Genomic DNA, 24,501 nt, shown 5'->3' on the forward strand with positions numbered 1-24,501 from the left:
AGCGCGGCCGCTATTCCGCCGCTTGCGCAGCCGGCGCCGTTTCCCTCCGCCGGTAGGCCCGCCCGGCATTGATCGCCATCACCGCCGCCGGAATGGTCAGGGCCGCGCCGATCAGGAACGGCCAGTCGTGGCCGACCCCCGAAAAGATCGCCCCCGCCGCCATCGGACCGAAGATGCGCGCGCTCGAGCTGGCGGCCATGTTCAGGCCAAGCATGGCCCCCTGCCGGTCCGGATCGACCGAACGCGAGATCAGGGCCGAGATGTTGGGCATGGTGACCGCCATGCCGAAGGCCCCGAAGGCCATGATCACCGGCACCAGCAGGTCGGCGTGCGGCAGCAGCCGGCTGGCCACGACCTGGCCGACCAGCCCCGCCCCGAAGATCAGGCAGCCGACCGCCAGCACCCGCGCCTCGCCGAAGCGCCGGGCCAGGCGCCCGGCCAGGAAGCCCTGGCAGAGAGTCGAGACCACGCCCACAGCCATGAAGCTGAGACCGACCTCGCGCGCGCCCCAGCCGTAGCGGGCCTCGGTCCAGAAGCCGAAGGTCGATTCCATGCCCGAGAAGCCGGCCATGTAGATCAGGGTCACCAGCAGCACTCGCGACACCACGGGGTTGGCGACGGCGTCATGCACCCCGCTCAGGAACGGCGGCCGCGGTGCGGCCGGATCGGCCCTGGCGCGGCTCTCCTTCAGCAGGACGACGATGCCGACGGCGGCGAGGAGGCACAGGCCGGCCGCGACGAAGATCGGCAGCTGATAGCCCAGCGTCCCGAGGTCGGGTCGCGTCAGCAGGCCGCCCAGTCCGGGGCCGACGATGAACCCCAGGCCGAAGGCCGCGCCGATCAGGCCCATCCGCCCGGCCCGCTGCGCCGGCGGCGTCACGTCGGCGACATAGCCCTGCACCGTCGAGATGTTGCCCGCCCCCAGCCCGGTGAACAGGCGCACGGCGATGGCCAGCCAGATGTTCGGCGCGAAGGCCAGGGCCAGGTAGCCGGCGGCGTTGGCCAGGATGGTGATCAGCAGCACCGGCTTGCGCCCGATCCGGTCCGACAACCGGCCCCAGAACGGCTCGCCGACGAACTGGCCGAGCGAATAGGCCGAGAACATCAGCGCCACCTGCCACGGCGGCGCGTCCAGGGTCTGGCCGTAGAACGGCAGCAGCGGCACGACGATGCCGAACCCGACCAGGTTGATGAACACCACCCCGAACAACACGGCCAGCGCCGGCGCCTGGGGTCTCGAAGGGTGGGGCGCGGGCGAGGTGGACATGCCGCAGGCTTAGCGGGGTCCGGGTAGGCGCGGAACGGGCGTGTCCCGGAAAGGTCCCGTCATCCCGAAGGCTGCGCCGGCCGAGAGCGCGACGGCTCCTTTCGGCCTGCTTCGTCCCGCCTCTCCGCCCCGCTTCGGCCGGGATGACGACAAACGAAAACGCCCCGGCCGTCTCCGACCGGGGCGTTCTCAATCTCACATCGAGCCCGAAACCTACTTCGGCGCCAGGATCATGATCATCTGGCGGCCTTCCATACGCGGGGCGTATTCGACCTTGGCGATCTCGTCGAAGTCAGCCTGAACCTTGTTGAGCAGTTTCATGCCCAGTTCCGGGTGCGCCATCTCGCGGCCGCGGAAGCGCAGGGTCACCTTGACCTTGTCGCCCTCCTCGAAGAACCGGTGCATGGCCCGCGACTTCACCTCGTAGTCGTGCACGTCGATGTTGGGCCGGAGTTTGATTTCCTTCAGCTCGACGACCTTCTGGCGCTTGCGGGCCTCGGCCTTCTTCTTCTGCTCCTGGAAACGGAACTTGCCGTAGTCCAGGATCTTGGCCACCGGCGGTTCGGAGGTGGAGACGATCTGAACCAGGTCCATGCCGGCCTCTTCGGCGGCTTCCAGCGCGGCGGAGGTGGGCATTACGCCCTGCTTCTCGCCGTTCTGATCAATGAGCAGAACGCGCGGCGCGCGGATATCTTGGTTCATGGGCGGCCCGTCCTTGACGGGCGGCTGGTTCATAGGACGGCGAATGGGCGTCGTTTCCTTTAAGTGGACGAAGAGGCGAACCTGACGGGATGGAGCGCGCGACGGATCGCGGCGTTTCCCTCAAGCGGCCCTATATGACCGCGAACGCCCGTCTCTTCAAGGTTTCACGGGGGCGGGAGCGCCGATGAAGGCGTCGTGCAGACCCAGCACCGCCTCGAACACGTGATCGACCGTCAGCGCCTCGATCGGCGCGAACTCGCCGCGCGTCTCGTTCGACGCCACGGTCCGCGTCTTCGGCCCCCACGGGCCGTACAGCCACCACTCGGTCGGACCGAACAGGCCCAGCGTGGGCCGACCCGCCGCGGCGGCGACGTGCATCAACCCGGAATCGTTGCCCACGAACAGCGCGGCCCGGTCGATGGCCGCGGCCGAGGCCAGGATGTCGCCCTTGCCGACGAAATCGACGCCCCGCTCGCCGGCCGCCGCCAGGGCCGGCGCGGCCGGGGGGTGGTCGCCCGGTCCGCCGACCAGCATGAAGCGCCAGCCGTTGAAACGCGGCTCGGCCTTCAGCCGTTCGACCAGCGCGCCCCAGCGTTCGGCGGGCCAGCTCTTGCCCGGCTGGTGCGCGATCGGGGCCAGGGCGAGGATCGGGCCGGGCGCGGTGGCCAGCTGCGGATCGATCACCGCCGCCGCCTCGGCGCGGGCCTGGTCGTCGAGGAACAGTTCCGGGTCCAACGTCCGCTCGGCCCCCATCATGCGCGAGACCATCTCGACCTTGGGCAGGCCGGTCTCCCAGCCCCTGTTGTAGACCTTGCGGGTCCGGGCGCGGACCTGCCACGCCAGCGCCGAACCGCGGATGTCGATGACCATGTCCCAGCGGGTCCCGACCACCTGCTTCCACAGGTCGAACCAGTGTCCGGCGAACTTCTTCTTGTCGAGGATGATGACCCGCTCGACGCCGGGGGCGGAGCGGAACAGCGGGGCCGGCGGGCGGCCGCAGGCGACGGTGATCCGCGCGCCCGGGATCTGCCGGCCGATCTCCCGGATCACGCCCGAGGAGATGACGCAGTCGCCGATGCGGTTGGAAGTGACGAACAGGACTCTGGGTTCGGACACGCGGTTTGGCCTTCGCTTCGCTAGCGGTCGTTCGCTATCAGTCCCGGAACGATTTCGCGAGAGGCCCGCCCATGGATGATCTGGAACGCCTGACCCGAGCGGACGGTGAAACCCTGGCGGTGAAGCGGGTGCGGGGCTCTGGCCCGACGGTCGTCTGGATCGGCGGCTTCCGCTCCGACATGGAGGGAACCAAGGCCCTGGCGCTGGACGCCGCCGCCCGCGAGCGGGGCTGGAACTATGTCCGCTACGACCATTTCGCCCACGGCCGGTCCTCCGGCGACTGGCGCAAGGCCACCATCGGCCGCTGGCGCGAGGACGCCATCGCCGTGATCGACGGGCTTGAGGGGCCGGTGGTGCCGGTCGGCTCGTCGATGGGCGGCTGGGTCGCCCTGCTGCTGGCGCTGGCCCGGCCGGAGCGGCTCGCCGGTCTGGTGCTGGTCAATCCGGCTCCGGACTTCACCGAGGATCTGATGTGGCCGGGCCTCGCCGACCACGAGCGGCAGGCGATCCTGCGCGAGGGCGAGACCCTGGTCGTCGAGGAGGGGCTGGGGGAGTATGTCCTGACCCGCCGCATGTTCGAGGAGGCCCGCGACTGGCTGGTGCTGCGCGGCGACCTGCCGGTGGCGGCCCCCGTCCACATCCTGCAGGGCCGGGCCGACGATGTGGTGCCGTGGCGGCGCCAGATCGCCCTGGTCGAGCGACTGGGCGGGGCCGACGTGCGGCTGGACCTGATCGAGGGCGGCGACCACCGGCTGTCGTCGCCCGCCGACCTCGCCCGCCTCGTCAAGGCCGTTGAACGGAACCGCCGTTCAAGCTCTACATTGTCGTGAAATCAACCGGGAGAACGCCCATGCGTATCGTCCTTTTCGCCGCCCCTGCGGCCCTTGCCCTGACCCTGTCGGCCTGCGCCGCCCCGATGGGGCCGGACCCCTACCAGACCGAACTGCAGCGACTGTCCGCCGACTGCGAGGCCCGCGGCGGCATCCTGTCGCCGACGGGGTCGCAGAGCGGCCGCCCGCAGCTCGACAACGTCTGCAAGGTCACCGCCCAGCCCTCGAACCGCACCGGCGGCTGACGGCTCAGAGCAGGGCCGTGATCGCGGCCCGCGCCTGTTCTCCGAGGTCTGGCCGCTTCAGCGCCAGGGCGACGTTGGCGCGCAGCAGGCCGATCTTGTCGCCGCAGTCGTAGGTCACGCCCTCGTATTCGACCGCCGTGAAGGTCTGGTCCTTCATCAGCCGGGCCATGCCGTCGGTCAGCTGGATCTCGCCCCCCGCGCCGCGCGGCTGGGTTTCGAGGATGCCGAAGATCTCCGGCTGCAGGATGTAGCGCCCCGAGATCGACAGGTTCGAGGGCGCCTCGCCGCGCGGCGGCTTCTCGACCATCCCCTTCATGCGGATGTGGCGGCCCTCGCGGTTCTCGGGATCGACGATGCCGTATTTGTGGGTTTCGCTCTCGGGCACGGCCTCGACGCCGATGACGTTGCCGCCCGTCTCCGCATAGACGTCGGCCAACTGCTTCAGGGCGCCCGGGGCGGCGTCGACGATCACGTCGGGCAGCAGCACCGCGAACGGCTCGTCGCCGATGATGTCGCGGGCGCACCACACCGCGTGGCCGAGGCCCAGCGGCTGCATCTGGCGGGTGAAGCTCATCTCGCCGGCGCTGGCCAGTTCGGCGTTCATCATGTCGAGGATGTCGGTCTTGCCCTTGGCCAGCAGTTGGGCCTCGAGCTCGATCTGATGGTCGAAATAGTCCTCGATCGCCCCCTTGGAGCGGCCCGTCACGAAGACGATGTGCTCGATCCCGGCGTCGCGCGCCTCCTCGACGATGTAGCTCAGGATCGGCCGGTCGACGACGTTCAGCAGTTCCTTGGGCGTCGTCTTGGTGCCGGGCAGCACCCGGGTGCCGAGGCCGGCGACGGGCAGGACGGCCTTGCGAAGGCGGCGGCTGTGAGCGGTCATGCGGATTCCTGAACGGCGGGGTCGGGCAGCCTAACGCATATGCGCCGCGATGCGATCACTCGACGGTGACGGACTTGGCGAGGTTGCGCGGCTGGTCGACATCGGTGCCCTTCTGCACCGCCACATAATAGGCCAGCAGTTGCACCGGCACGGCGTAGACCAGCGGCGCGATCAGCGAATGGCACTCGGGCGCGTCGACGCGGCGGATGCCGGCGCCGTGCGGATCGGGGGCCGACTTCGGGGCGATCATGATCACCGGCCCGCCGCGCGCCGCCACCTCTTGCAGGTTGGAGGCGGTCTTCTCGAACACCTCGTCCAGCGGCGCCAGGGCGACGATGGGGGTGAACTCGTCGACCAGGGCGATCGGCCCGTGCTTCAGCTCGCCGGCGGCGTAGCCCTCGGCGTGGATATAGCTGATCTCTTTCAGCTTCAGCGCGCCTTCCATGGCCAGCGGGAACATGGCGCCGCGGCCGAGGAACAGTACGTCCGTGGCCTTGGCCACGTCGTGGGCCACCGCCTTCAGGTCGTCCTCCATCAACATGGCCTCGGCGATCAGGCGGGGCGCCTCGAACAGCGCCTTGACCAGCTCGGCCTCGCGCGCCGCGTCGATCTTGCCGCGCTGCACCCCCGCCGACACCGCCAGCGCCAGCAGGGCGGCGACCTGGGCGGTGAAGGCTTTGGTCGAGGCGACGCCGATCTCGGGCCCGGCATGGGTCGGCCACAGGGTCTCGGCCTCGCGCGCCATCGATGACGAGTGGACATTGACCAGGGCGGCCGTCTTCAGCCCGGCGGCCTTGCACCAGGCCAGGCTGGCCAGGGTGTCGGCGGTCTCGCCCGACTGGCTGACCGCGACGGCCAGCGTCCCCGGCGTCAGCGCCGGCTGGCGATAACGGAACTCCGAGGCGATCTCGACGTCGCACGGCAGCCCGGCCAGCTTCTCGAACGCATAGCGGCCGATCTGGCCGGCGTAGAAGGCGGTGCCGCAGGCGACGATCTGGATGCGGTCGACGGCGGCGAAATCCGTCGGCCCCGTCTTGGCCTTGCCGTTCACGAAGTCGAGGTATTCGGACAGGGTGTGCTGGACGCTGTCCGGCTGCTCATGGATCTCCTTCTCCATGAAGTGCCGGTATTCGCCCTTCTCGACCAAAGCCGAGGAGGCCGAGACCTGCACCACCGGCCGCTCGACGGGGTTCCCGTCGAGGTCGAACATCCGCGCGCCCGAGCGGTCGATGCCGACGTAGTCGCCTTCCTCGAGATAGGAGATCTTCTGGGTGAACGGGCCGACCGCCAGGGCGTCCGAACCGAGGTACATCTCGCCCTCGCCCCAGCCGACCACCAGGGGGCTGCCGCGCCGGGCGCCGAGGATCAGGCCGTCCTCGCCCTCGACCAGAACGGCCAGGGCGTAGGCCCCGGTCAGCCGGTCGAGCACGCTCTTGAAGGCGACCAGCGGATCGTTCGACCGGTCCAGCTCGCGGTCCAGCAGATGGGCCACGACCTCGGTGTCGGTCTGGCTTTCGAAGACATGGCCCTCGGCGGCCAGTTCGGCCTTCAGCTCGGCGAAATTCTCGATGATGCCGTTGTGGACCAGCGTCACCCGGCCGGCCTTGTGCGGATGCGCGTTGGCGGTCGTCGGGGCGCCGTGCGTGGCCCAGCGCGTGTGGCCGATGCCGATGGTGGCGGCCAGCGGCTCGGCCGCCAGCACCGCCTCCAGCTCGCGAATCTTGCCCTTGGCCCGCCGGCGCTCGATGCGGCCGTCGACCAGGGCGGCCACGCCGGCCGAGTCATAGCCGCGGTATTCGAGCCGCTTGAGGCTGTCGATCAGCCGGGGAACCGCCGGGCCTGTCCCGGTCACGCCGATGATGCCGCACATGGAAAATTCCCTCGGTGATCTGGATTTCTACGCTTTGCGCGGAGTGGCCGGACGGTCTAAGCCGACCTTGCGGGCTGGCCGCTTCTGTAAGCGACCGGCTCCCCGATTTGCACCTAAAATGCGGTTTCGCAAGGTTTCTGCGGACCGCGGCCAGAGGAAGATCACGTTTGGGCGAGAGACGCTATTTCGGCACCGACGGCATTCGCGGCCGCGCCAACAGCCACCCGATGACGCCTGAGGTCGCGCTGCGGGTCGGCCTGGCGGCGGGCCGGATGTTCATGTCCTCGGACGACCGCCGCCACCTCGTCGTGATCGGCAAGGACACCCGCCTGTCGGGCTATATGATCGAGCCGGCGCTGGTGGCCGGCTTCTCGTCGGCGGGGATGGACGTGCGCACCTTCGGGCCGCTGCCGACCCCCGGCGTGGCCATGATGACCCGCTCGATGCGGGCCGACATCGGGGTGATGATCTCGGCCTCTCACAACGCCTATCTCGACAACGGCATCAAGCTGTTCGGCCCCGACGGCTACAAGCTGTCGGACGAGGTCGAGCTGACGATCGAATCGATGATGGACGAGGATCTCGGCGCGGGCCTCGCCGCCGCCGACCAGCTGGGCCGGGTCAAGCGCATCGACGACGCCCAGGCCCGCTACGTCGAAATCGCCAAGGCCAGCTTCCCCAAGGGGCTCAGCCTGCAAGGCCTGCGCATCGCCGTCGATTGCGCCAACGGGGCCGGCTACAAGGTCGCCCCGACCACCCTCTATGAACTGGGCGCCGAGGTCTGCGCCGTCGGCGTCGATCCCAACGGCCTCAACATCAACGCCGAGTGCGGCTCGACCCATCCCGACACCCTGATCGAGGCGGTCAGGACCTACCGCGCCGATATCGGCATCGCCCTCGACGGCGACGCCGACCGGGTGATCATCTGCGACGAGAAGGGCCAGATCGTCGACGGCGACCAGATCATGGCCATGGTGGCGCTGGACTGGGCCCGACGCGGCTTGCTGAAAGGCAACGGCCTGGTCGCCACCGTGATGTCGAACCTTGGGCTGGAGCGGGTCATGCAGGCCAACGGCCTGACGCTGGAGCGCACCAAGGTCGGCGACCGCTACGTCATGGAGCGGATGCGCGAGGGCGGCTTCAACCTGGGCGGCGAGCAGTCCGGCCACATCATCCTGCACGACCACGCCACCACCGGCGACGGCCTGATGTCGGCCCTGCAGGTCCTCGCTGTGCTGGTCGAGAGCGGCAAGCCGATGAGTGAACTGGCCCGCCAGTTCGAGCCCGTGCCGCAGAAGCTCGAGAACGTCCGCTACACCGCCGGCAAGCCGCTGGAGGACCCCAGGGTCAAGGCCGCCATCGCCGAGGCCGAGGCCCGTCTGGCCGGTCAGGGCCGGCTGCTGGTCCGCCCCTCGGGCACCGAGAAGCTGATCCGCGTCATGGCCGAGGGCGACGATGCGAAACTGGTCCGGTCGGTCGTCGCCGACGTGGCGGCGGCGGTCAAGGCGGCGGGCTAGCCCCCTACGCCCCCACCGGCTCCACCGTCAGCACCACCCGGTCCGGCGCGCCGAGGCCCCCGACCGGACAGGCGGCCGGCTCGAAGGCCAGATCATGGCACAGGCGCACCTCGCGCAGCCGGTTGCCCGACGCCACCGAGATATAGACCGCGTTGCGCGGCAGGCCGGGGTTGGCGGCGACGAAGGCGTCGCGCAGCTGGCCCGCGGTGGGACCGCGCGCGCCGGACGCCAGCGCCGTCGGATCAGGCTTGTTCAGTCCGTCGTACATCTCCGCCGCCTGCTCGAAATAAGCCTCGGGGGTTTCCCAGCCGCAGACGCCGTGCGCCGCCCATTCGTGCTGCACCAGATCGACCGAGGGCGTGCGGCACAGGTTGGCGCGGATGGTCGCGTCGCTGACCCGCGTGGCCGGACGGCAGAAGCGCGGATAGGGTTTGCCCTCGGCGTTGGGCCACAAGCCGTGCAGGGTCCAGCCGAAACGGTTCTCGCTGTCGCAGGCCAGGTCGCCCTGACCGTCGCCGCCCGTCCGGCAGGTCTCCGGCATCCAGGTCACCGCCAGCAGGTGATAGCGGATGGTCCGCCCGGCCACGACCTCGTCCGGCCGCACCCGCTCCATCTCGGGCGCGGGCAGGCGCGCCGGCAGGACGCAGCTTTCGGCGGCGGCGACCGCGACCGGACCCGGGGCGGTTGCGGGCCGGTCGGCCTGGCCGTCGCAGGCGGCGAGAAGCAGAAGCGGGAGGAACAGGCCGGTCAGTCTCATCCGTCGGTTCCTGTCACGGCGTCCATCCGGTTGGCAACTGAGCGATGGAAAGCAGAGCTTGCGTGGCGCAGTCTCACCCGATGATTCTCGCCCGCGGCGCGCCCGTCCTGTCGCTGATCCCACGCCTGATCCCCGGCCTGATCGCCTGCGCGGCCGTGACGGCGGCGGCCCTCGCCGTCCAGGCGCTGGAGTTGCGGCTGTTCGGCCGCGGCTGGATCGACGCCATCGTGCTGGCCATCCTGATCGGCGCCGCGGTGCGCTCGGTGTGGACGCCGCCCGCCGCCCTGCGCCCGGGAATCGAGTTCAGCGCCCGGACCCTGCTGGAGATCGCCGTGGTGCTTCTGGGCGCCTCGGTCAGCGCCGCGACGGTGATGGCCATCGGTCCGGGGCTGCTGGCCGGCACCGCGCTGATCGTCGCCGCCGCCATCGGCGTCAGCTACGGCCTCGGCCGGCTGCTGCGCCTGCCGCGCCGGATGGCGGTGCTGATCGCCTGCGGCAACGCCATCTGCGGCAACTCGGCCATCGCCGCCGTGGCGCCGGTGATCGACGCCGACGCGGAGGACGTCTCGGCCGCCATCGCCTTCACCGCCGTGCTCGGCGTGGTGGTCGTCCTCGCCCTGCCGCTGCTGGGCGTGGCGCTGGGGATGAGCGGCGTCCAGTACGGCGTTCTGGCCGGCCTGACCGTCTACGCCGTGCCCCAGGTGCTCGCCGCCACCATGCCGGTGGGGGCCGTGGCCACCCAGGCCGGAACCCTGATCAAGCTGGTCCGTGTCCTGATGCTGGGCCCGGTCTGCCTCGGACTGGCGCTCGCCGTGGCCCTGCGCCGCCGGGCCGCGCCGGACGCCGCGACGGGAGAGCCCGCCCGGCGGACCATCCCCCTGCGCCATCTGGTGCCATGGTTCGTGATCGGCTTCCTGCTGATGATGGCGGCGCGCTCGCTGGAGCTGATCCCCGTTCCGGCCCTGCCCGTGATGGCCCAGCTCGCCACCGCCCTGACGGTGATCTCCATGGCCGCCCTCGGCCTCAGCACCGACGCGCGCGCCGTCGCCCGCTCGGGCCTGCGCATCGCCGCCGTGGTCACCCTGTCGCTGCTGGCCCTGATCGCCGTGGCGCTCGGCCTGATCTATCTGCTGGCCCTGGCCTGAGGGCGGGAGACTCAGGCTCCGTCCGCCGCCAGTCTTTCGACCATGGTTTCGATCCGCTTGCGGATGTCGGGCACGGCCGTCGTCTCCCAGAAGGCCGCCCGCGCCGGCGGGCCCAGCACGAGCAAGCCGGGATCGGCCGCGCTGTCGGTCCCGACCACGCGCCCCCCGGCGTCGAGCTCCAGCCCTAGGCCCAGCGCCTCCAGCCGGGCTCGCCCCGAGGCGACCAGCGGGCCGATCAGGGGGTCGGCCGCCGGATCATGCCCGGGCCCGCTGCAATCGATCAGCCAGCCCCCCCGCAACGGCGGTCGCCCGGCGCCGTCCCTGGGGTTCCACGTCACCGTGACGCCGTCGTCCGTCTGTTCAATCCAGCCGATGCGCCCCGCCACGATCTCCAGCCGGCCGGACGTCTCCATCGCCTCGATGGTCAGGGCGATCGCGGGAGGAAGACGGTGGCGATGGACGTCCCACCACGGCCGCAAATGACGGAGGAAACGGGCGCGCGTGGCGGCGTCCGCATCGGCCCACAGATCGGCGGTCAGCGGGCGCAGCCCCTCCATGACGCCGCGCCAGCCGCCCATCGCCGCCAGACGGCGGCCCTCGGCTAGTCGGGCCGACAAGGCGCCCCCGGTCAGGCCGGCCGTCGGCGGGACCGGCGCATCGTGGCCGGCGCCGTGCGCGCGCGGCTTCAGCCCCCGCCGGCTGAGGGCGGTCGCCTTGCCGCGCCATCCCTGCGCCTGAAGCCACAGCACCATGTCGACCATGGTCAGGCCGGTCCCGATGATGACCACGTCGTCGTCGGGCTCGATCCGGTCGAGGGCTGCCGCCGCCCAGGGATCGTCGACGATGCGCCCGGCCCCGCCCGACGGCCCCGCCGTCTTCGGCGCGGGGTTGCCGGTCGTCAGGATCACCGCCCCGGCCTCGATACGCCGGCCATCGGACAGGCGAACGGTCGAACCGTCGATGGCGGCCGCCTCTCCGGTGACGCGGTCGATCAGGCCCGGATAGGCGGCTTCGACGGTCGCCAGCCGGTCTCTTAGATAGAGGCCGTACAGCCGCCGCGGCGCGAAGCCCTCGGCATCGGCATGACGGGGATGATGCGCCCTCAGCCAGCGCACGAAATCATCGGGCTGTCCTTCAACCGCGCTCATGCGATTGGAGCGCACGTTCAGCAGGTGACGATCGAACAGGGTCGAATAGGCGACCCCGGGGCCGAAATCCGGGGTGCGGTCGATCAGCGTCGAGGCGACGCCCGCTTCCGCCAGCCGCGCGGCCAGCATGGCGCCGGAAAAGCCCCCGCCGATGATCGCCACCTTCCCGGTTCGCTCGACCAAGTCCGCTCCTGACCTACACCCGGCGGGCGCCCCGACCCTAGCGGCTCGTCCCGACGGCCGGAACCCCGGCCATTCGATACCCTGTCATCCCGACCAATCCCGGCCAAACCCTGTCATCCCGGACCCCGCCCCACACCGGCGCGCCCCGGCCTGCGTCCGGTTTTGACGGGCCGTCATGCTTTGTTGTCTGCATCCCCACGGGGACGGTCTTTGACAGTCAATCGCCGCCGCTTCCGCCCAGGAATCGGCTCCGCCCCGGTCTCGAACAGGCCGTCCACCGCTCCGTCGGCGGCGCATCAAAGTGTCGGGATGACAGGGTTTGGCGATTTTTCGCCGACCCTGTCAGATTTCCTGGTTGTAGGCGCCGATCTCGCCGTACTTGGCCAGCCGCGGTTTCACCTCGTCGCGGAACAGGGCGCGCATGTCGTCTTCGGACCGCATGCTCTCGACCACCACGACCAGTTCCGGCTTGTTGGATGAGGCCCGCACCAGCACCCACGACCCGTCCTCCAGATGCACCCGCACCCCGTTGACGGTGATCGCCTCGACGATCTTGCGGCCCAGGATCGATCCGCCGGACGCGGCCAGCGCCTCGTATTCGGCCACGATGCGCGACAGCACCTCGTACTTCAGCTCGTCGTCGCAGTGCGGCGACATGGTCAGGCTGGTCCAGGCGTCGGGCAGCGCCGCCTTCAGCTCGCTGAGCGTCTTGCCGGGATTGCGGTCCAGCATGGCCAGCACGGCCCCCGCCGCGACGATGCCGTCGTCGTAGCCGTGGCCCAGCGGGGCGTTGAAGAAGAAATGCCCCGACTTCTCGAACCCGGCCAGCGCCCCCAGCTCGGCGGTCTTGCGCTTGATGTAGCTGTGGCCGGTCTTCCAGTAGACGGTCTCGGCCCCGTTGGCCTTCAGGACCGCGTCGGTCTTGTAGAGGCCGGTCGACTTCACATCGACGACGAAGGTGGCGTTGGGGTGCAGGGCCGACAGGTCGCGGCCCAGCATCAGGCCGATCTTGTCGGCGAAGATTTCCTCGCCGGTGTCGTCGACCACGCCGCAACGGTCGCCATCCCCGTCGAAGCCCAGGGCTAGGTCGGCCCCGGTGTCCCGCACCTTCTGCGCCATCTGCATCAGCATGGCGTGATCCTCGGGGTTCGGGTTGTATTTCGGGAAGGTGTAGTCGAGCTCGGTATCCATCTCGATCACCTCGGCCCCCATCCGGCGCAGGGCCTCCGGCGCGAACGCCCCGGCCGTGCCGTTGCCGCAGGCCGCCACCACCCTGATCGGTCGGGTCAGTTTGGTCTTGGCCACGATGTCGGCGATGTAGCGCTCGCGGAAGTCGTCGACCCGGGTCAGCGTCCCCCCGGCCCGGCTGACGCCCTCGCCGTTCAGCACGATCTCCTTCAGCCGGCCGATCTCGTCGGGGCCGAAGGTCAGCGGCGGCTGGGCCCCCATCTTGACCCCGGTCCAGCCGTTCTCGTTGTGGCTGGCCGTGACCATGGCGACGCAGGGGCAGTCCAGCTCGAACTGGGCGAAATAGGCCATCGGCGACAGGGCCAGGCCGATGTCGACCACCTCCATCCCGCCTTCCAGCAGGCCAAGGGTCAGCGCCTGTTTCACCGCCAGCGAATAGGAGCGGTAATCGTGCCCCACCACGATGCGCGGCCGCTGGCCGACCTCGTGGACATAGGTCGCCAGCCCGAGGCCCAGCGCCTGGAGACCCAGCAGGTTGATCTCCTTCTCGAGGATCCAGCGCGCGTCGTATTCCCGGAACCCCGTCGGCTTCACCAGCGGCACGGTCTCGTACTCGGCCGTGTTGGGGCGAAGGTCCTGGCGGGGCTTGATCATGATCGGGTCCTTGGCTGGGCGGCCGCCCGGTATAGACAGGCGGCCTGAGGGCCACAACAACGCGGGAACGGCGGTATGGGCGCCGCGTTGCCGGGAAACCGGCCAACCTTGACCGGTTCGGACCTCGGGCCTACCCCCGGGGCGACGTCTGACGGAGACCTGAATGCCTCGCCTGATCCTGCTGCGCCACGGCCAGAGCCAGTGGAACCTCGAGAACCGCTTCACGGGCTGGGTCGACGTCGACCTGACCGACCAGGGCGAAGCCGAGGCGCGGCGCGCGGGCGAATTGATCGCGGCGGCGGGCTTCCACCCCGACGTGATGTTCACCTCGGTGCTGACGCGGGCGAAGCGGTCCGGGGCCCTGGCGCTGGACTCCGCCGGCCTGAAGGACATCCCCGTGGTCGAGGACTGGCGCCTCAACGAGCGCCACTACGGCGGCCTGACCGGGCTGAACAAGGCCGAGACCGCCGCGAAGCACGGCGAGGACCAGGTCAGGATCTGGCGTCGCAGCTACGACGTCCCGCCCCCGCCCCTGCCGCCCGGCGGCGAGTACGACTTCACCGCCGATCCCCGCTACGCCGGCCAGGCCATCCCGGACACCGAGAGCCTCAAGACCACGCTGGAGCGGGTCCAACCCTACTGGGACGCCGAGATCGCCCCGCGTCTGAAGGCCGGCGACGACCTGCTGATCGCCGCCCACGGCAATTCGCTCCGGGCCATCGTCAAGCTGCTGTTCGCGGTGCCGGACGACCGCATCGTCGGGGTCGAAATTCCCACCGGCAACCCGCTGGAGATCGACCTCGACGAGACCCTCAGACCGCTCGCCGCCCGATACCTCGACGAAGCCCGGGCGACCGAACTGCCGCCCCTGCCGGGAGCCTGAGCCATGACCAGCGCGCAGCAGGCCTCCGACGACATCCGCTTCATGGGCCGGGCCATCGCCCTGGCCAAGGCGCGGATGGGCCAGACCTGGCCCAACCCCGCGGTCGGCTGCGTCATCGTCCGGGACGGCGTGGTGGTCGCCGAGGCGGCCACCGCCCCCGGCGGCCGCCCCCACGCCGAGGAGCAGGCCGTGCCCTCCGCCGGCGACAAGGCCCGGGACGCCACGGCCTATGTCACCATGGAGCCGTGCGGGGCCCGGTCGTCCGGCCGCACCTCCTGCTCGAACTTCCTGATGGACGCCGGGATCGCCCGGGTCGTGGTCGCCGCCGTCGACCCGTCGCCCTTCGCCGCCGGCCGGGGGGTGGAGCGGCTGCGCAAGGCGGGCCTTCAGGTCGAGACCGGCCTGCTGGCCCCGGACGCGGCCGTCCTCTACGAGGGCTATCTGCACCGGGTCGAAACCGGCCGCCCCCTGGTCCGGATCAGCGACGACGGCGAAGGCTTCGACGCCCGCTTCGCCGCCTCCCCCAAGGCCGACCTGACCACCGAACTGAACCGCCTCGGCGAGGCCGGCTACACCCGCCTCTGGGTCGGCCCCGGCGAACTGGCCGACGCCTTGAAGAGCCAGGGCCTGCTGACCGTATAAGAAGGCGAACAGCCGCTAACCATTTCAGTCTTCCTTAAGCGCGTTGTGCCATACCGGGACCATGTCGAGTAACGCGTCCCCAGCCGCCAGAAAGCGGATCGATCAACAGGAACTGGACGCCATCTGCGCCCGGCACGATCGCCTGTGGCAGGCCAAGCCGGGCGGCGCGCGCGCCGTCTTCGCCTGGATGGACCTTTCGGGCCTGTCGCTGGCCGGCCGCAACCTGGCCGACGCCGATTTCGCCGCCGCCTGCCTGAACGGCTGCGACCTGACCGGGGCCAAGCTCGACAACGCCACCTTCTTCGGAACGGACATGCAGGACGCGGTGCTGATCGACGCCAGCATGCGGCGCGCCGATCTGCGCGGCGCCTGCCTGCGCGGCGCCAACCTGACCGGCGCCGACCTGTTCGAGGCCGACCTGCGCGAGGGCACCATCGCCGCCGCCGACGCCAAGCTCGGCTTCCGGGTGGTCGAGGCCAAGTCGCGCACCGACACCCTGGCCCAGGGCGCCTGCCTCGTCGGAGCCAATCTGGAGCGGTCGAAGCTGACCGGCATCGTCGCCGTCGCCGCCGACTTCTCCGACGCCATCATGAAGGATTGCAAGCTGGTCCGGGCCAATCTGAAGCAGGCCAGTTTCAGGGGCGCGGACCTGGCGGGGGCGGACCTGTCGGGCGCTGACCTGACCGGCGCCGACCTGCGCGACGCCGTGCTGGTCGGAGCCCGGATGGCCATGTGGCGCACCGACGGCGCGGACATGACCGGGGTCCTCACCGACGACCGCTCGTCGGGCAGTCCGGTGGGCAAGATGCCGGCCGCCGAGATGCTGGCCGAGCACGCCCGCTGGTGCGAGACGGGGGGCGCCGACGGTCAGCCGTCGGTGTTCAACGGGGTCGACCTGAGGGCGCTCAAGTCGATCAACGGATACAATCTGACCGCCCTGTCGGCCAAGGGCGCGGTCTTCTACGGCCTCGACATGGAGGGGGTGCAGCTCCAGGGCGCCCATCTGGAGGACGCCGACCTCCGCTCCGTCAACCTGAAGGGCGCCGACCTGCGCGGGGCGCGGCTGGCGCGGGCGCGGCTGAACGGCGCGGACCTGCGCGGGGCTCAGATGGGCCCGCTGCTGATCGCGGCGGACCGGCTGCTGCCGGCCAACCTGACCGGCGCCTGCCTGAAGGGCGCTGATCTTTCGGGGGCGGATCTGAAGCGGGCCAACCTGACCGGCGCCGACCTGACCCGGGCCACCCTGCGCGGCGCCTGCCTGCGCCAGGCCGAGATGACGGACGCTATCGTCACCGGCGCCCGCGGTCTCGAAATCGACGACGCCGCCGCCTGACGCGAAAAAGGGGCGGCGCGAGCGCCGCCCCTTCCGTGTTTTGCGAACAATCCGGCCGTTAGGCGGCCTTGCCCTTCTTGCCTTCGATCAGCGGTTGGCCCGAACCGATCTCGATTCGGCGGGGCTTGAGCGCCTCCGGAAGCTCGCGCTCCAGGTCGATCGACAGCAGGCCGTTGACCAGGTCGGCGGATTTCACGACGACATAGTCGGCCAGCTGGAAGCGGCGCTCGAAGTCACGCTCAGCCAGGCCCCGGTGCAGGAAATTCCGCCCGTTCGAAGCGTCGTCATTGGCGGTCTTGCGGCCGGTGACGGTGAGCAGGTTCTCCTTCACCTCGAGGTTCAGTTCGTCGGGCTTGAAGCCGGCGACGGCGATCTCGATGCGATAGGCGTTCTCGCCCGTGGTCTCGATGTTGTAGGGCGGCCAGCCGTTTTCCTGACTGGTGCGCGCGGCGCTCTCCAGCAGGCCGGCCAGACGGTCAAAGCCGACGGCGGAGCGGTAGAGCGGGGTGAAATCATAGGTACGCATGTCATCCTCCTGGGGATCAGCAAGGTTGAGCCGCCCCTGCGTTTTCGGCCCGGGACGGCGGTGGGAGTTCAGCCCGGGCAGTCCGATGATCGGCCCCGTCCGGTCTGGAGGACCCGATATCGGCGTCCTCGGAGCAGATGTGGGATGTCCGGAAGTCCGGTCAAGGGGTAGGAATCCGGCCCCGGCTGGTTTCAATCCGCCGCTGGACCGGCATCGTGACTTGCCCGGCGCGCCTGAACCCCGCAGGGTTCCGCCACCCTTTCCCTCCGATGGAGACGACCTTGCGACTGCTCGCACTCGCCGTGACCGCCGCGCTCGCCTTCCCCGCGGCGGCCGTGGCCCAGACCCTGCCCGACCTGCCCCGACTGGACGAAACTGCGGCGCAACGCACCGCCCGCCGCGCCGCCATGACGCCGCCGGTTCCGCAGGAGGACACGGTCCTGCAGGTCGCGGTCGCGTCTCCGGCCCGCCCCGCCGCCGATGTGGCGCGGGACGTTTATCGCCGTCCGTTCGAGACGCTGACCTTCTGGGGCCTGACGCCCGGGTCGACGATCGTCGAGATCGAGCCGGGTCGCGCCGGCTGGTGGCGCAACATCCTCGAGCCCTACGCGGCGGCCACGGGCGGGACCTACGTCGCCGTCAACCGGCCCCTCGAAAGCATGGGAGTCGAGGACGGAACGGCGGACATGGTCGTGGTCGCCCGCGCCTTCCATAACTGGCATCGGGCCGGTCGCACCGGGCCCTATCTGGCGGCCTTCTTCAAGGCGTTGAAGCCGGGCGGCGTGCTGGCGGTGGAGCAGCACCGCAGCGTCGACGGCCTCAACCCGGACCAGACCGCGCCGACCGGCTATGTGCCGGAAAGCCATGTGATCCACGCGGCGCTCGCGGCCGGATTCGTGCTGGATGCACGCAGTGAATTGAACGCCAACCCGAAGGACGACCGGAACCATCCGTACGGCGTCTGGACCCTGCCGCCGACCCGGGTCAGCGCGCCTCGCGAGGGTAACGCCAACGACCGGCCGACTCCTCTGACCGAGGCTGAGCGCGCCGCTTTCGACGCCGTCGGCGAGAGCGACCGGATGACCCTTCGCTTCCGCAAGCCGACCTGATGTCGGCCGTCGCCGGAACCGCTTTGACCGGCCCCGGGAACAGGGTTAAGCCCTTGGCGAACGGGGCGAACCAGACGGCGCGCACGCGTCGGGGGACGTGAATGGCTGAACGATCAGAGGTCTGGCGACCGCTTGCGTCGCGTCGGAGCGTACTTTCCGGCGCCGCCTGCCTGCTCGCCCTGGCCGGCTGCAGTCGAGAGAAGACGGCCGAGCCGCCGCCCCAGCCGGACGGTCCGCCCAAGGGATCGCTGGAATGGGCCGTCGCCGGCCCTTGGCGGGCCCAGGATCACCCCCGTGACGCGTGGCGCCATCCGATGGAGACGCTGCGGTTCTTCGGACTGCAACCGCGTATGGCCGTGGTTGAATTCTGGCCCGGCAGCGGCTGGTGGACGGAAATCCTCGCGCCCTATCTGGCCGAGGGTGGGGGTCGCTATATCGCCGCCGGCTTCCAGACCGGACCTGGCGCCGATCCCGCGCAGAGCCAGCTGACGGCCGCCTTCCAGCACCGTTTCACCAACGACCGGCGGCTGTACGGCGAGATCGCGCTGTCCGAGTTCGGCCCCACCTCAGGGCCGGTCGCCCCGGCGGGCACGGTCGATCTGGCCCTGTTCATGCGCAACATCCATGCGTGGATGGCGGCCGGCATCGCCGAGAAGGCGTTCGCCGACGCCTACGCCGCGCTGCGGCCCGGCGGCGTTCTTGGAATCGAACAGCACCGGCTGGGCCCCGACAAGGACCAGGACCCGACCGCCGCCAACGGCTATGTTCAGGAAGCCTTCGTCAAACAGCTGGCCGCCGAGGCCGGCTTCGCCTTCGTCGCGTCGTCGGAAGTCAACGCGAATGAAAGGGACACCAAGGATCATCCGTTCGGCGTCGAGACCCTGCCGCCGATGGGGCTGACGGCGCCGCGCGGATCTCCGCCGGACCCGACCTTCGACCGGTCGAAGTACGACGAGATCGGCGAAAGCGACCGCATGACCTTGAGATTCAGGAAACCCGAGTGAACCGAGCCGCCGCCTATGCCGCCAATGCGCCCCTGATGGGGGTTCCGGGCGCCTCCGCGCCTCCCGGTGGAACCGGCGAGTGGTTCCGCGGCGCCGGCGGCCTGCGTCTGCGCGCGGCCTTCTGGACGCCCTCGGCGCTCGTCACCCGCAAGCCGCGCGGAACCGTCATCGTCAGTCCGGGACGAACCGAGCCGATCGAGAAATATTTCGAGGTCATCGGCAATTTCCTCGCCCGGGGCTGGTGCGTCCTGGCCCACGACTGGCGCGGCCAGGGCCTGTCGGCCCGGCTGCTGCCCGATCGCCTGAAAGGCCACGCCCGCGCGGTCGAGGAGTTCCTCGATGACTACGCCCGGTTGCTCGACGCCTACGAGGACCGCGCGCCAAAGCCATGGATCATGGTCGGCCATTCGATGGGCGGCGTGCTGAACCTCATGACGTTGCAGGCCGGCGAAGAACGCTTCTCCGGCGCATTGCTGACCGGCCCCATGCTGCGCATCAAGACCGGCAAGCGTTCGATGTGGTCGGTCAAGCTGGCCGTCCGCTGGAACCTGCGCCACGGCAAGGCCGGGGACTATGTTCTGGACAATCCGGACGACCCCTTCGACCACACCTTCGAGAAGGACGCCCTGACCACCGACGAGAGCCGCTACGAACAGTGGCGTCAGCAACTCTACGCCTGCCCCCATCTGGCGGTCGGCGGCCCGACGTGGGGCTGGCTGGCCTTCGCGCTCGACGCGGGGCAACGGGCGCTCAAGCCCAAGGCCTTGAAGTCGGTGCGCATTCCTGTGGCCATCGTTCAGGCGGGCGAGGACGACCGGGTCTGGAAGCAGACCAACAAATGGGCCGCCCGCCGGCTGGGTCGCGGTCGTTACGTCGAGATTCCCGGCGCCCGGCACGAGGTCATCATGGAGACCGACGAGCGGCGCGCGATCTTCCTCGACGAGTTCGACGCCATGGGCGCCTATGTTTCGCCGGTCGAGGACCTGTCGCCAGTTCAGGCGCAGCCGAAGGCCCGGGATCCCATCGAAGCGGCCTGAAGCCTGGCTCTAGAGCGCCGCCCGCCGGAGCGCCACCAGGGCCTGGTCCCGCAGGCGCGCGTCGCCCACGGCCAGAACCTGGCCGCCGCCGTCCGGCGCGGCGCCGCGCCAATTGGTGACCTCGCCGCCCGCGGCCTCGACCACCGGCACGAGCGCCGACCAGTCCCAGACCTTCAAGGCGCTCTCCGCCACCAGATCGATCCGCCCCGCCGCCAGCATGGCGTAGGCGTAGGCGTCGCAACCCAGTCGGGCCAGCCGGGCCGCGGCGCGAACCTGGGTCCAGGCGCCGAGTTCGGCCCCGGTGAACAGATCCGGGTCGGTGGTGGCGATCAGGGCCTCGTTGAGATGGGCGCAGGCGCGCGCGCGCAGCGGCGTCTCGCCGCCTCCCTTCAGCATCCGCCCGCCTGACGGACCGCCCAGGAAAATCTCATCGAGATAGGGCTGGCCGATCACGCCGACGATGGGGCGGCCTTCGGTTCTCAGGGCGATCAGATTGGTCCACAGCGGCAGGCCCGCGATGAAGGCGCGGGTGCCGTCGATGGGGTCGAGGATCCAGACGTGCTCGACCTCGGGCCGGTCCTCGCCATACTCCTCGCCGATGACGCCGTGGGCCGGGTAGCGGTCGGCGATCAGCCGCCGGATCGCCGCCTCGGCCTCGCGGTCGGCGAGGGTCACCGGATCGAAGCCGGCGGCCCCGCCCTTGTCGACCGTCTCGCAGGCGCCCCGAAAATACGGCAGCGATATGCGCGCGGCCTCGCGGGCCAGATCAACGGCGAACTCTTCGTACTCGGTCATGGGAGGGGTTAGGGGCGAGAGGCGAGGGGCGAGTCAAGTCGCTTTCCTCGAGACCTTGCTCGCCCCTCGAACCCCGCCCCTGCCTAGACCGCGTCGCCCTCGGCGTGCAGCGACTTGGCCAGGTCCAGCAGACGGCGGCGCGGGCGCTCGCCGAGCTGGTAATAGGCCTGGATCAGGTCGAGCGTTTCCTTTCGCGAAAACATCTCGCCGCCCTGGTTGGCCGCCTCCCGGCGTTCGATGGCCTCTTCCAGGCCGTCGTAGAAATAGCTGACCGGCGATTCCAGCGCCTCGGACAGTTGCCACAGACGGGCGGCCGAGATGCGGTTGGCGCCGCATTCGTACTTCTGGATCTGCTGGAAGCGGATGCCGACCTGGGTGGCCAGCTGCTGTTGCGTCAGGCCCAGCAGACGCCGGCGGCGACGCAGGCGGCGTCCGAGATGAAGGTCGATGTCGGTGGCCATGGCCCCAATTTCCCTTGTTCCCAACCTGTCCCGATGCGGGACGGCTCGCCCCCAGAGGGGCAAGGGCCATGCCGCCTTCCCTCGACAGGGGATAACCGGTGAACCGCGTTCGTCATCGCATCGAGCAACCGTTGAGCTTCCGGCGCATTAAACGGCCATCGATCATGCCTGGAAGGAGCGGACTATGAGCGGATTTGGATGGATTGCGTGGATTGTCATCGGCATCATCGCCGGCTGGCTGGCTGAGCAGATCATGGGGCGGAGCCATGGGCTGCTGACGAACTTGATCGTCGGCATCGTGGGCGCCCTGATCGGCGGCTTCCTCTACAATACGCTCGGCGGAGACGCGGGCGGCAACTGGATCATCGGGATCATCGTGGCCACCCTCGGCGCGATCGTCCTGCTGTTCCTGCTCGGACTCGTGAAGCGACGGACCTGACGGCCGACGTCTTCATGTGACGACAAAAAAGGGCGGCTCCGCGAGGAGCCGCCCTTCCCTTTTGCACTCTGCGCCAGTCAGGAATCGGGCTTGTTCGGATTCCGGTCGGCGCCTTCCCCGGGCTCGGGCGCGGCCGGGTTCTGCGGCTGCGCGGCCGGGTTTTCCGGCGGCAGGGTCGGCGGCGGCGGGGTCGCCGGGTCTTCCTCTTCACCGGCGGGCGGCGTCGCCGGGACGGCGGGCGTGGCGGGGACGGCCGGGCTTACACCGGGCACGGCGGGCGTGGCCGGCTCGGCGGGGGTGGCCGGGGTGGCCGCCGGATCGGCGTCGTCCGGCTCTTCGGACTCGTCCGGCATCTGCTGGTTTCCCGGGATCGCCGGAGTCGCCGGAGTCGCGGGGGTCACCCCGGGCTCGGCGGGAGTCGCCGGCGTGGCCGGTGCGGTGACCGTGTCCGCCACGCCGAACTGTTCAACGGTGAAGTCCACGATCACGACGTCGCCTTCCTGGCGGATGCCGTCGATCGGCACGGCCCGGACCAGGCCGTCGGAGCCTTGCACCGTCAGCTGCTGGCGATTGCCGTTCATCCGGGCGCCGACCAGTACGCCGAGGTCCCCGTCCGCGCCGCGCACGGTCATGCCGGGCTGCAGGGTCAGGGTGGGGGCCTGGGCCGCCTGCCCCGGCGGGGTGGCGGGGGGCGTTTGCGGGGCCGTGCTGTCCTGCGCGAACGCCGGAGCGGTCATGAGGAACAGGCCGGCGACACCCGAAAGGAGCGCGGTCTTACGCATGATGGATAGCCTCAATTTACGCGAGCTGACGGCTCGCACCAATCGGGCAACCGCCTTGCGGCGGCGCGGTTCCGGGCGCCCCGAAATCACCTTGGCACGGCCAAGATTGACCGATTCCGGCTCGGTGACGGCCGTGATCAGTCCTCGCGGACGCGCTTCTTGCGGAACGACGGGTTCAGCGTCTGCTTGCGCAGGCGGATCGACTTGGGCGTCACCTCGACCAGTTCGTCCTCCTCGATATAGGCGATGGCCTGCTCGAGCGACGGGCGCCGCGGCGGGGTCAGGCGCACCGCCTCATCCTTGCCCGAGGCGCGGATGTTGTTGAGTTGCTTGGCCTTCATCGGGTTGACGTCGAGATCGTCCCAGCGGGCGTTCTCGCCGATGATCATGCCCTGGTAGGTCTTCTCGCCGGCGCCGACGAACATGACGCCGCGCTCTTCCAGGTTCCACAGGGCGAAGGCGGCGGTCTCGCCGTCGCCGTTCGAGACCAGCACGCCCTTCAGGCGGCCCTCGATGGCGCCCTTGTGCGGCTCATAGTGGCTGAACACGCGGTTCAGCACGCCCGAGCCGCGCGTGTCGGTCAGGAATTCGCCCTGGTAGCCGATCAGCGAACGCGACGGCGACTTCAGGGTCAGGCGCGTCTTGCCGGCGCCCGACGGGCCCATGTCCTTCAGCTCGGCCTTGCGGGCCGACAGCTTCTCGATGACCACGCCGGTGTATTCGTCGTCGACGTCGATGACGACGTCCTCGATCGGCTCCAGCCGCTCGCCGTTCTCGCCGGTCTGATAGACCACGCGCGGACGGCTGATCGACAGTTCGAAGCCTTCGCGACGCATGTTCTCGATCAGCACGCCGAGCTGCAGTTCGCCGCGCCCGGCGACCTCGAAGGCGTCCTTGCCGCCGGTCTCGGTGACGCGGATGGCGACGTTGGCCTCGGCCTCCTTGAGCAGGCGGTCGCGGATCACGCGCGACTGGACCTTGTCGCCCTCGCGCCCGGCCAGCGGGCTGTCGTTGACCGAAACGGTCATGGAGATGGTCGGCGGATCGATCGGCTGGGCCGGCAGGGCCTCGGTGACTTCGAGGGCGCACAGCGTGTCGGCCACGGTGGCCTTGGACATGCCGGCGATGGCGACGATGTCGCCCGCCTCGGCGTCGTCCACCGGCTGGCGCTTCAGGCCGCGGAAGGCCAGCACCTTGGTGATGCGGCCCTGTTCGATGGTCTTGCCGTCGCGCGACAGGGCCTTGATGGCCATGCCCGGAACGGCCTTGCCGCTCTCGATGCGGCCGGTCAGCAGGCGGCCCAGGAAGGGATCGCTCTCGATCAGCACGTTGAGGATCTGGAACGGTTCGCTGACCTTCTCGACCTGCTTCGGCGCCGGCACGTGGTCGACGATCAGGTCGAACAGCGGGGCCAGGTTGTCCGACGGCTGGTTGAGATCCAGCGTCGCCCAGCCGGCGCGGCCCGAGGCGTAGATGTGCGGGAAGTCCAGCTGCTCGTCGGTCGCGCCGATGGCGGCGAAGAGGTCGAAGGCGGCGTTGTGGACGCGGTCCGGATCGGCGTGGGCGCGGTCGACCTTGTTGATGCACAGGATCGGGCGCAGGCCCATCTTCAGCGCCTTGGTCAGCACGAATTTGGTCTGCGGCATGACGCCTTCCTCGGCGTCGACCAGCAGGACGCAGCCGTCCACCATGCCGAGGATGCGCTCCACCTCGCCACCGAAGTCGGCGTGACCGGGGGTGTCGATGATGTTGATCCGGGTCTCGCCCGCCTTGCCGTTCCACAGCACGGAGGTGCACTTGGCCAGGATGGTGATGCCGCGCTCACGCTCCTGGTCGTTGGAGTCCATGGCGCGCTCGGTGGTCGCCTCATTGGCTCGGAACACGCCCGACTGGGCGAGCAGCTGATCCACCAGCGTGGTCTTGCCGTGGTCGACGTGGGCGATGATGGCGACGTTGCGCAGGTTCATTTCGGACTCGGGCGGACT

General features: G+C 70.0%; 24 protein-coding genes. 11 read left to right on the forward strand and 13 right to left on the reverse strand.

The window, feature by feature from the left end:
- Positions 1 to 10: 10 nt before the first annotated feature.
- From ACSQ1L_RS09805 to ACSQ1L_RS09815, 3 genes are all read right to left on the reverse strand, one after another.
- Positions 11 to 1,267, reverse strand: a complete 1,257-nt coding sequence (locus ACSQ1L_RS09805; RefSeq protein ID WP_435994416.1) for an MFS transporter — start codon at positions 1,265 to 1,267, stop codon at positions 11 to 13.
- A 213-nt stretch (positions 1,268 to 1,480) separates the two neighbouring features.
- Positions 1,481 to 2,002 (reverse strand): translation initiation factor IF-3, encoded by a 522-nt coding sequence (gene infC, locus ACSQ1L_RS09810; RefSeq protein WP_300289365.1) that lies wholly within the window; start codon positions 2,000 to 2,002, stop codon positions 1,481 to 1,483.
- Positions 2,003 to 2,125: 123 nt separating this feature from the next.
- Positions 2,126 to 3,085 carry a glycosyltransferase family 9 protein gene (locus ACSQ1L_RS09815; protein WP_435994418.1) on the reverse strand — a complete coding sequence of 320 codons (960 nt, stop codon included), beginning with the start codon at positions 3,083 to 3,085 and terminating at the stop codon, positions 2,126 to 2,128.
- Positions 3,086 to 3,156: 71 nt separating this feature from the next.
- Between ACSQ1L_RS09815 and ACSQ1L_RS09820 the strand changes: the two genes are divergently transcribed.
- Together ACSQ1L_RS09820 and ACSQ1L_RS09825 are read left to right on the forward strand one after the other, a co-directional pair.
- Positions 3,157 to 3,915 (forward strand): alpha/beta fold hydrolase, encoded by a 759-nt coding sequence (locus ACSQ1L_RS09820; RefSeq protein WP_435994420.1) that lies wholly within the window; start codon positions 3,157 to 3,159, stop codon positions 3,913 to 3,915.
- 20 nt (positions 3,916 to 3,935) lie between these two features.
- Positions 3,936 to 4,160: a hypothetical protein gene (locus tag ACSQ1L_RS09825; protein WP_435994422.1), complete on the forward strand. Its 225-nt coding sequence runs from the start codon at positions 3,936 to 3,938 to the stop codon at positions 4,158 to 4,160.
- Between the two features lie 4 nt (positions 4,161 to 4,164).
- On the opposite strand, the gene galU is transcribed toward ACSQ1L_RS09825, so the two are convergent.
- Both galU and glmS read right to left on the reverse strand, forming a co-directional pair.
- Entirely contained in the window at positions 4,165 to 5,043 is an 879-nt protein-coding gene (galU, locus tag ACSQ1L_RS09830) for a UTP--glucose-1-phosphate uridylyltransferase GalU (protein WP_435994424.1), read from the reverse strand.
- A 55-nt stretch (positions 5,044 to 5,098) separates the two neighbouring features.
- On the reverse strand, positions 5,099 to 6,913 hold the full coding sequence (gene glmS, locus ACSQ1L_RS09835; protein ID WP_435994426.1) for a glutamine--fructose-6-phosphate transaminase (isomerizing): 1,815 nt from the start codon (positions 6,911 to 6,913) through the stop codon (positions 5,099 to 5,101).
- A 167-nt stretch (positions 6,914 to 7,080) separates the two neighbouring features.
- Here glmS and glmM point away from each other — a divergent pair, with 167 nt between their 5' ends.
- Positions 7,081 to 8,430: a phosphoglucosamine mutase gene (gene glmM / locus ACSQ1L_RS09840; protein ID WP_435994428.1), complete on the forward strand. Its 1,350-nt coding sequence runs from the start codon at positions 7,081 to 7,083 to the stop codon at positions 8,428 to 8,430.
- A 4-nt stretch (positions 8,431 to 8,434) separates the two neighbouring features.
- Here glmM and ACSQ1L_RS09845 read toward each other — a convergent pair whose 3' ends face one another.
- A complete protein-coding gene (locus ACSQ1L_RS09845; RefSeq protein ID WP_435994430.1) occupies positions 8,435 to 9,187 on the reverse strand; it encodes a ribonuclease T2 family protein in 753 nt (250 codons plus the stop codon).
- A 62-nt stretch (positions 9,188 to 9,249) separates the two neighbouring features.
- On the opposite strand from ACSQ1L_RS09845, the gene ACSQ1L_RS09850 reads away from it, so the two are divergent.
- Positions 9,250 to 10,332, forward strand: coding sequence for a YeiH family protein (locus tag ACSQ1L_RS09850; RefSeq protein WP_435994432.1), 1,083 nt, complete (start codon positions 9,250 to 9,252; stop codon positions 10,330 to 10,332).
- 11 nt (positions 10,333 to 10,343) lie between these two features.
- Here the strand turns inward: ACSQ1L_RS09850 and ACSQ1L_RS09855 are convergent, their stop codons facing one another.
- Together ACSQ1L_RS09855 and ACSQ1L_RS09860 are read right to left on the reverse strand one after the other, a co-directional pair.
- Positions 10,344 to 11,663: an FAD/NAD(P)-binding protein gene (locus ACSQ1L_RS09855; RefSeq protein WP_435994434.1), complete on the reverse strand. Its 1,320-nt coding sequence runs from the start codon at positions 11,661 to 11,663 to the stop codon at positions 10,344 to 10,346.
- 342 nt (positions 11,664 to 12,005) lie between these two features.
- A complete protein-coding gene (locus tag ACSQ1L_RS09860; RefSeq protein WP_435994436.1) occupies positions 12,006 to 13,505 on the reverse strand; it encodes a phosphomannomutase/phosphoglucomutase in 1,500 nt (499 codons plus the stop codon).
- A gap of 163 nt (positions 13,506 to 13,668) precedes the next feature.
- Between ACSQ1L_RS09860 and gpmA the strand changes: the two genes are divergently transcribed.
- The 3 genes from gpmA to ACSQ1L_RS09875 all read left to right on the forward strand — a co-directional run bounded on the left by gpmA (position 13,669) and on the right by ACSQ1L_RS09875 (position 16,363).
- Positions 13,669 to 14,388 (forward strand): 2,3-diphosphoglycerate-dependent phosphoglycerate mutase, encoded by a 720-nt coding sequence (gpmA, locus tag ACSQ1L_RS09865; protein WP_435994438.1) that lies wholly within the window; start codon positions 13,669 to 13,671, stop codon positions 14,386 to 14,388.
- Between the two features lie 3 nt (positions 14,389 to 14,391).
- Positions 14,392 to 15,030, forward strand: coding sequence for a bifunctional diaminohydroxyphosphoribosylaminopyrimidine deaminase/5-amino-6-(5-phosphoribosylamino)uracil reductase RibD (locus ACSQ1L_RS09870; protein WP_435994439.1), 639 nt, complete (start codon positions 14,392 to 14,394; stop codon positions 15,028 to 15,030).
- 61 nt (positions 15,031 to 15,091) lie between these two features.
- A complete protein-coding gene (locus ACSQ1L_RS09875; protein ID WP_435994441.1) occupies positions 15,092 to 16,363 on the forward strand; it encodes a pentapeptide repeat-containing protein in 1,272 nt (423 codons plus the stop codon).
- Between the two features lie 58 nt (positions 16,364 to 16,421).
- Here the strand turns inward: ACSQ1L_RS09875 and ACSQ1L_RS09880 are convergent, their stop codons facing one another.
- On the reverse strand, positions 16,422 to 16,889 hold the full coding sequence (locus ACSQ1L_RS09880; protein WP_435994442.1) for an Hsp20 family protein: 468 nt from the start codon (positions 16,887 to 16,889) through the stop codon (positions 16,422 to 16,424).
- 407 nt (positions 16,890 to 17,296) lie between these two features.
- Between ACSQ1L_RS09880 and ACSQ1L_RS09885 the strand changes: the two genes are divergently transcribed.
- The 3 genes from ACSQ1L_RS09885 (at position 17,297) to ACSQ1L_RS09895 (ending at position 20,039) form a co-directional block, all read left to right on the forward strand.
- Positions 17,297 to 17,998: a class I SAM-dependent methyltransferase gene (locus tag ACSQ1L_RS09885; RefSeq protein WP_435994582.1), complete on the forward strand. Its 702-nt coding sequence runs from the start codon at positions 17,297 to 17,299 to the stop codon at positions 17,996 to 17,998.
- 101 nt (positions 17,999 to 18,099) lie between these two features.
- The gene (locus ACSQ1L_RS09890) at positions 18,100 to 19,002 is read left to right on the forward strand and encodes a class I SAM-dependent methyltransferase (protein ID WP_435994444.1); all 903 of its coding nucleotides are present in this window, start codon (positions 18,100 to 18,102) and stop codon (positions 19,000 to 19,002) included.
- Positions 18,999 to 20,039: an alpha/beta fold hydrolase gene (locus ACSQ1L_RS09895; protein ID WP_435994446.1), complete on the forward strand. Its 1,041-nt coding sequence runs from the start codon at positions 18,999 to 19,001 to the stop codon at positions 20,037 to 20,039. Before ACSQ1L_RS09890 ends, ACSQ1L_RS09895 begins: the two co-directional genes overlap by 4 nt.
- A gap of 9 nt (positions 20,040 to 20,048) precedes the next feature.
- Here the strand turns inward: ACSQ1L_RS09895 and hisN are convergent, their stop codons facing one another.
- Positions 20,049 to 20,834: a histidinol-phosphatase gene (hisN, locus tag ACSQ1L_RS09900; protein ID WP_435994448.1), complete on the reverse strand. Its 786-nt coding sequence runs from the start codon at positions 20,832 to 20,834 to the stop codon at positions 20,049 to 20,051.
- 83 nt (positions 20,835 to 20,917) lie between these two features.
- Positions 20,918 to 21,304, reverse strand: coding sequence for a helix-turn-helix domain-containing protein (locus tag ACSQ1L_RS09905; RefSeq protein WP_435994583.1), 387 nt, complete (start codon positions 21,302 to 21,304; stop codon positions 20,918 to 20,920).
- 175 nt (positions 21,305 to 21,479) lie between these two features.
- Between ACSQ1L_RS09905 and ACSQ1L_RS09910 the strand changes: the two genes are divergently transcribed.
- Positions 21,480 to 21,734, forward strand: coding sequence for a GlsB/YeaQ/YmgE family stress response membrane protein (locus tag ACSQ1L_RS09910; RefSeq protein WP_435994450.1), 255 nt, complete (start codon positions 21,480 to 21,482; stop codon positions 21,732 to 21,734).
- Between the two features lie 77 nt (positions 21,735 to 21,811).
- Here ACSQ1L_RS09910 and ACSQ1L_RS09915 read toward each other — a convergent pair whose 3' ends face one another.
- Together ACSQ1L_RS09915 and typA are read right to left on the reverse strand one after the other, a co-directional pair.
- On the reverse strand, positions 21,812 to 22,516 hold the full coding sequence (locus ACSQ1L_RS09915; protein WP_435994452.1) for a hypothetical protein: 705 nt from the start codon (positions 22,514 to 22,516) through the stop codon (positions 21,812 to 21,814).
- A 137-nt stretch (positions 22,517 to 22,653) separates the two neighbouring features.
- Entirely contained in the window at positions 22,654 to 24,483 is a 1,830-nt protein-coding gene (gene typA / locus ACSQ1L_RS09920) for a translational GTPase TypA (RefSeq protein WP_435994585.1), read from the reverse strand.
- Between the last annotated feature and the right edge of the window lie 18 nt (positions 24,484 to 24,501).

Source organism: Brevundimonas sp. LjRoot202, assembly GCF_964253355.1.
Lineage (GTDB): Bacteria > Pseudomonadota > Alphaproteobacteria > Caulobacterales > Caulobacteraceae > Brevundimonas.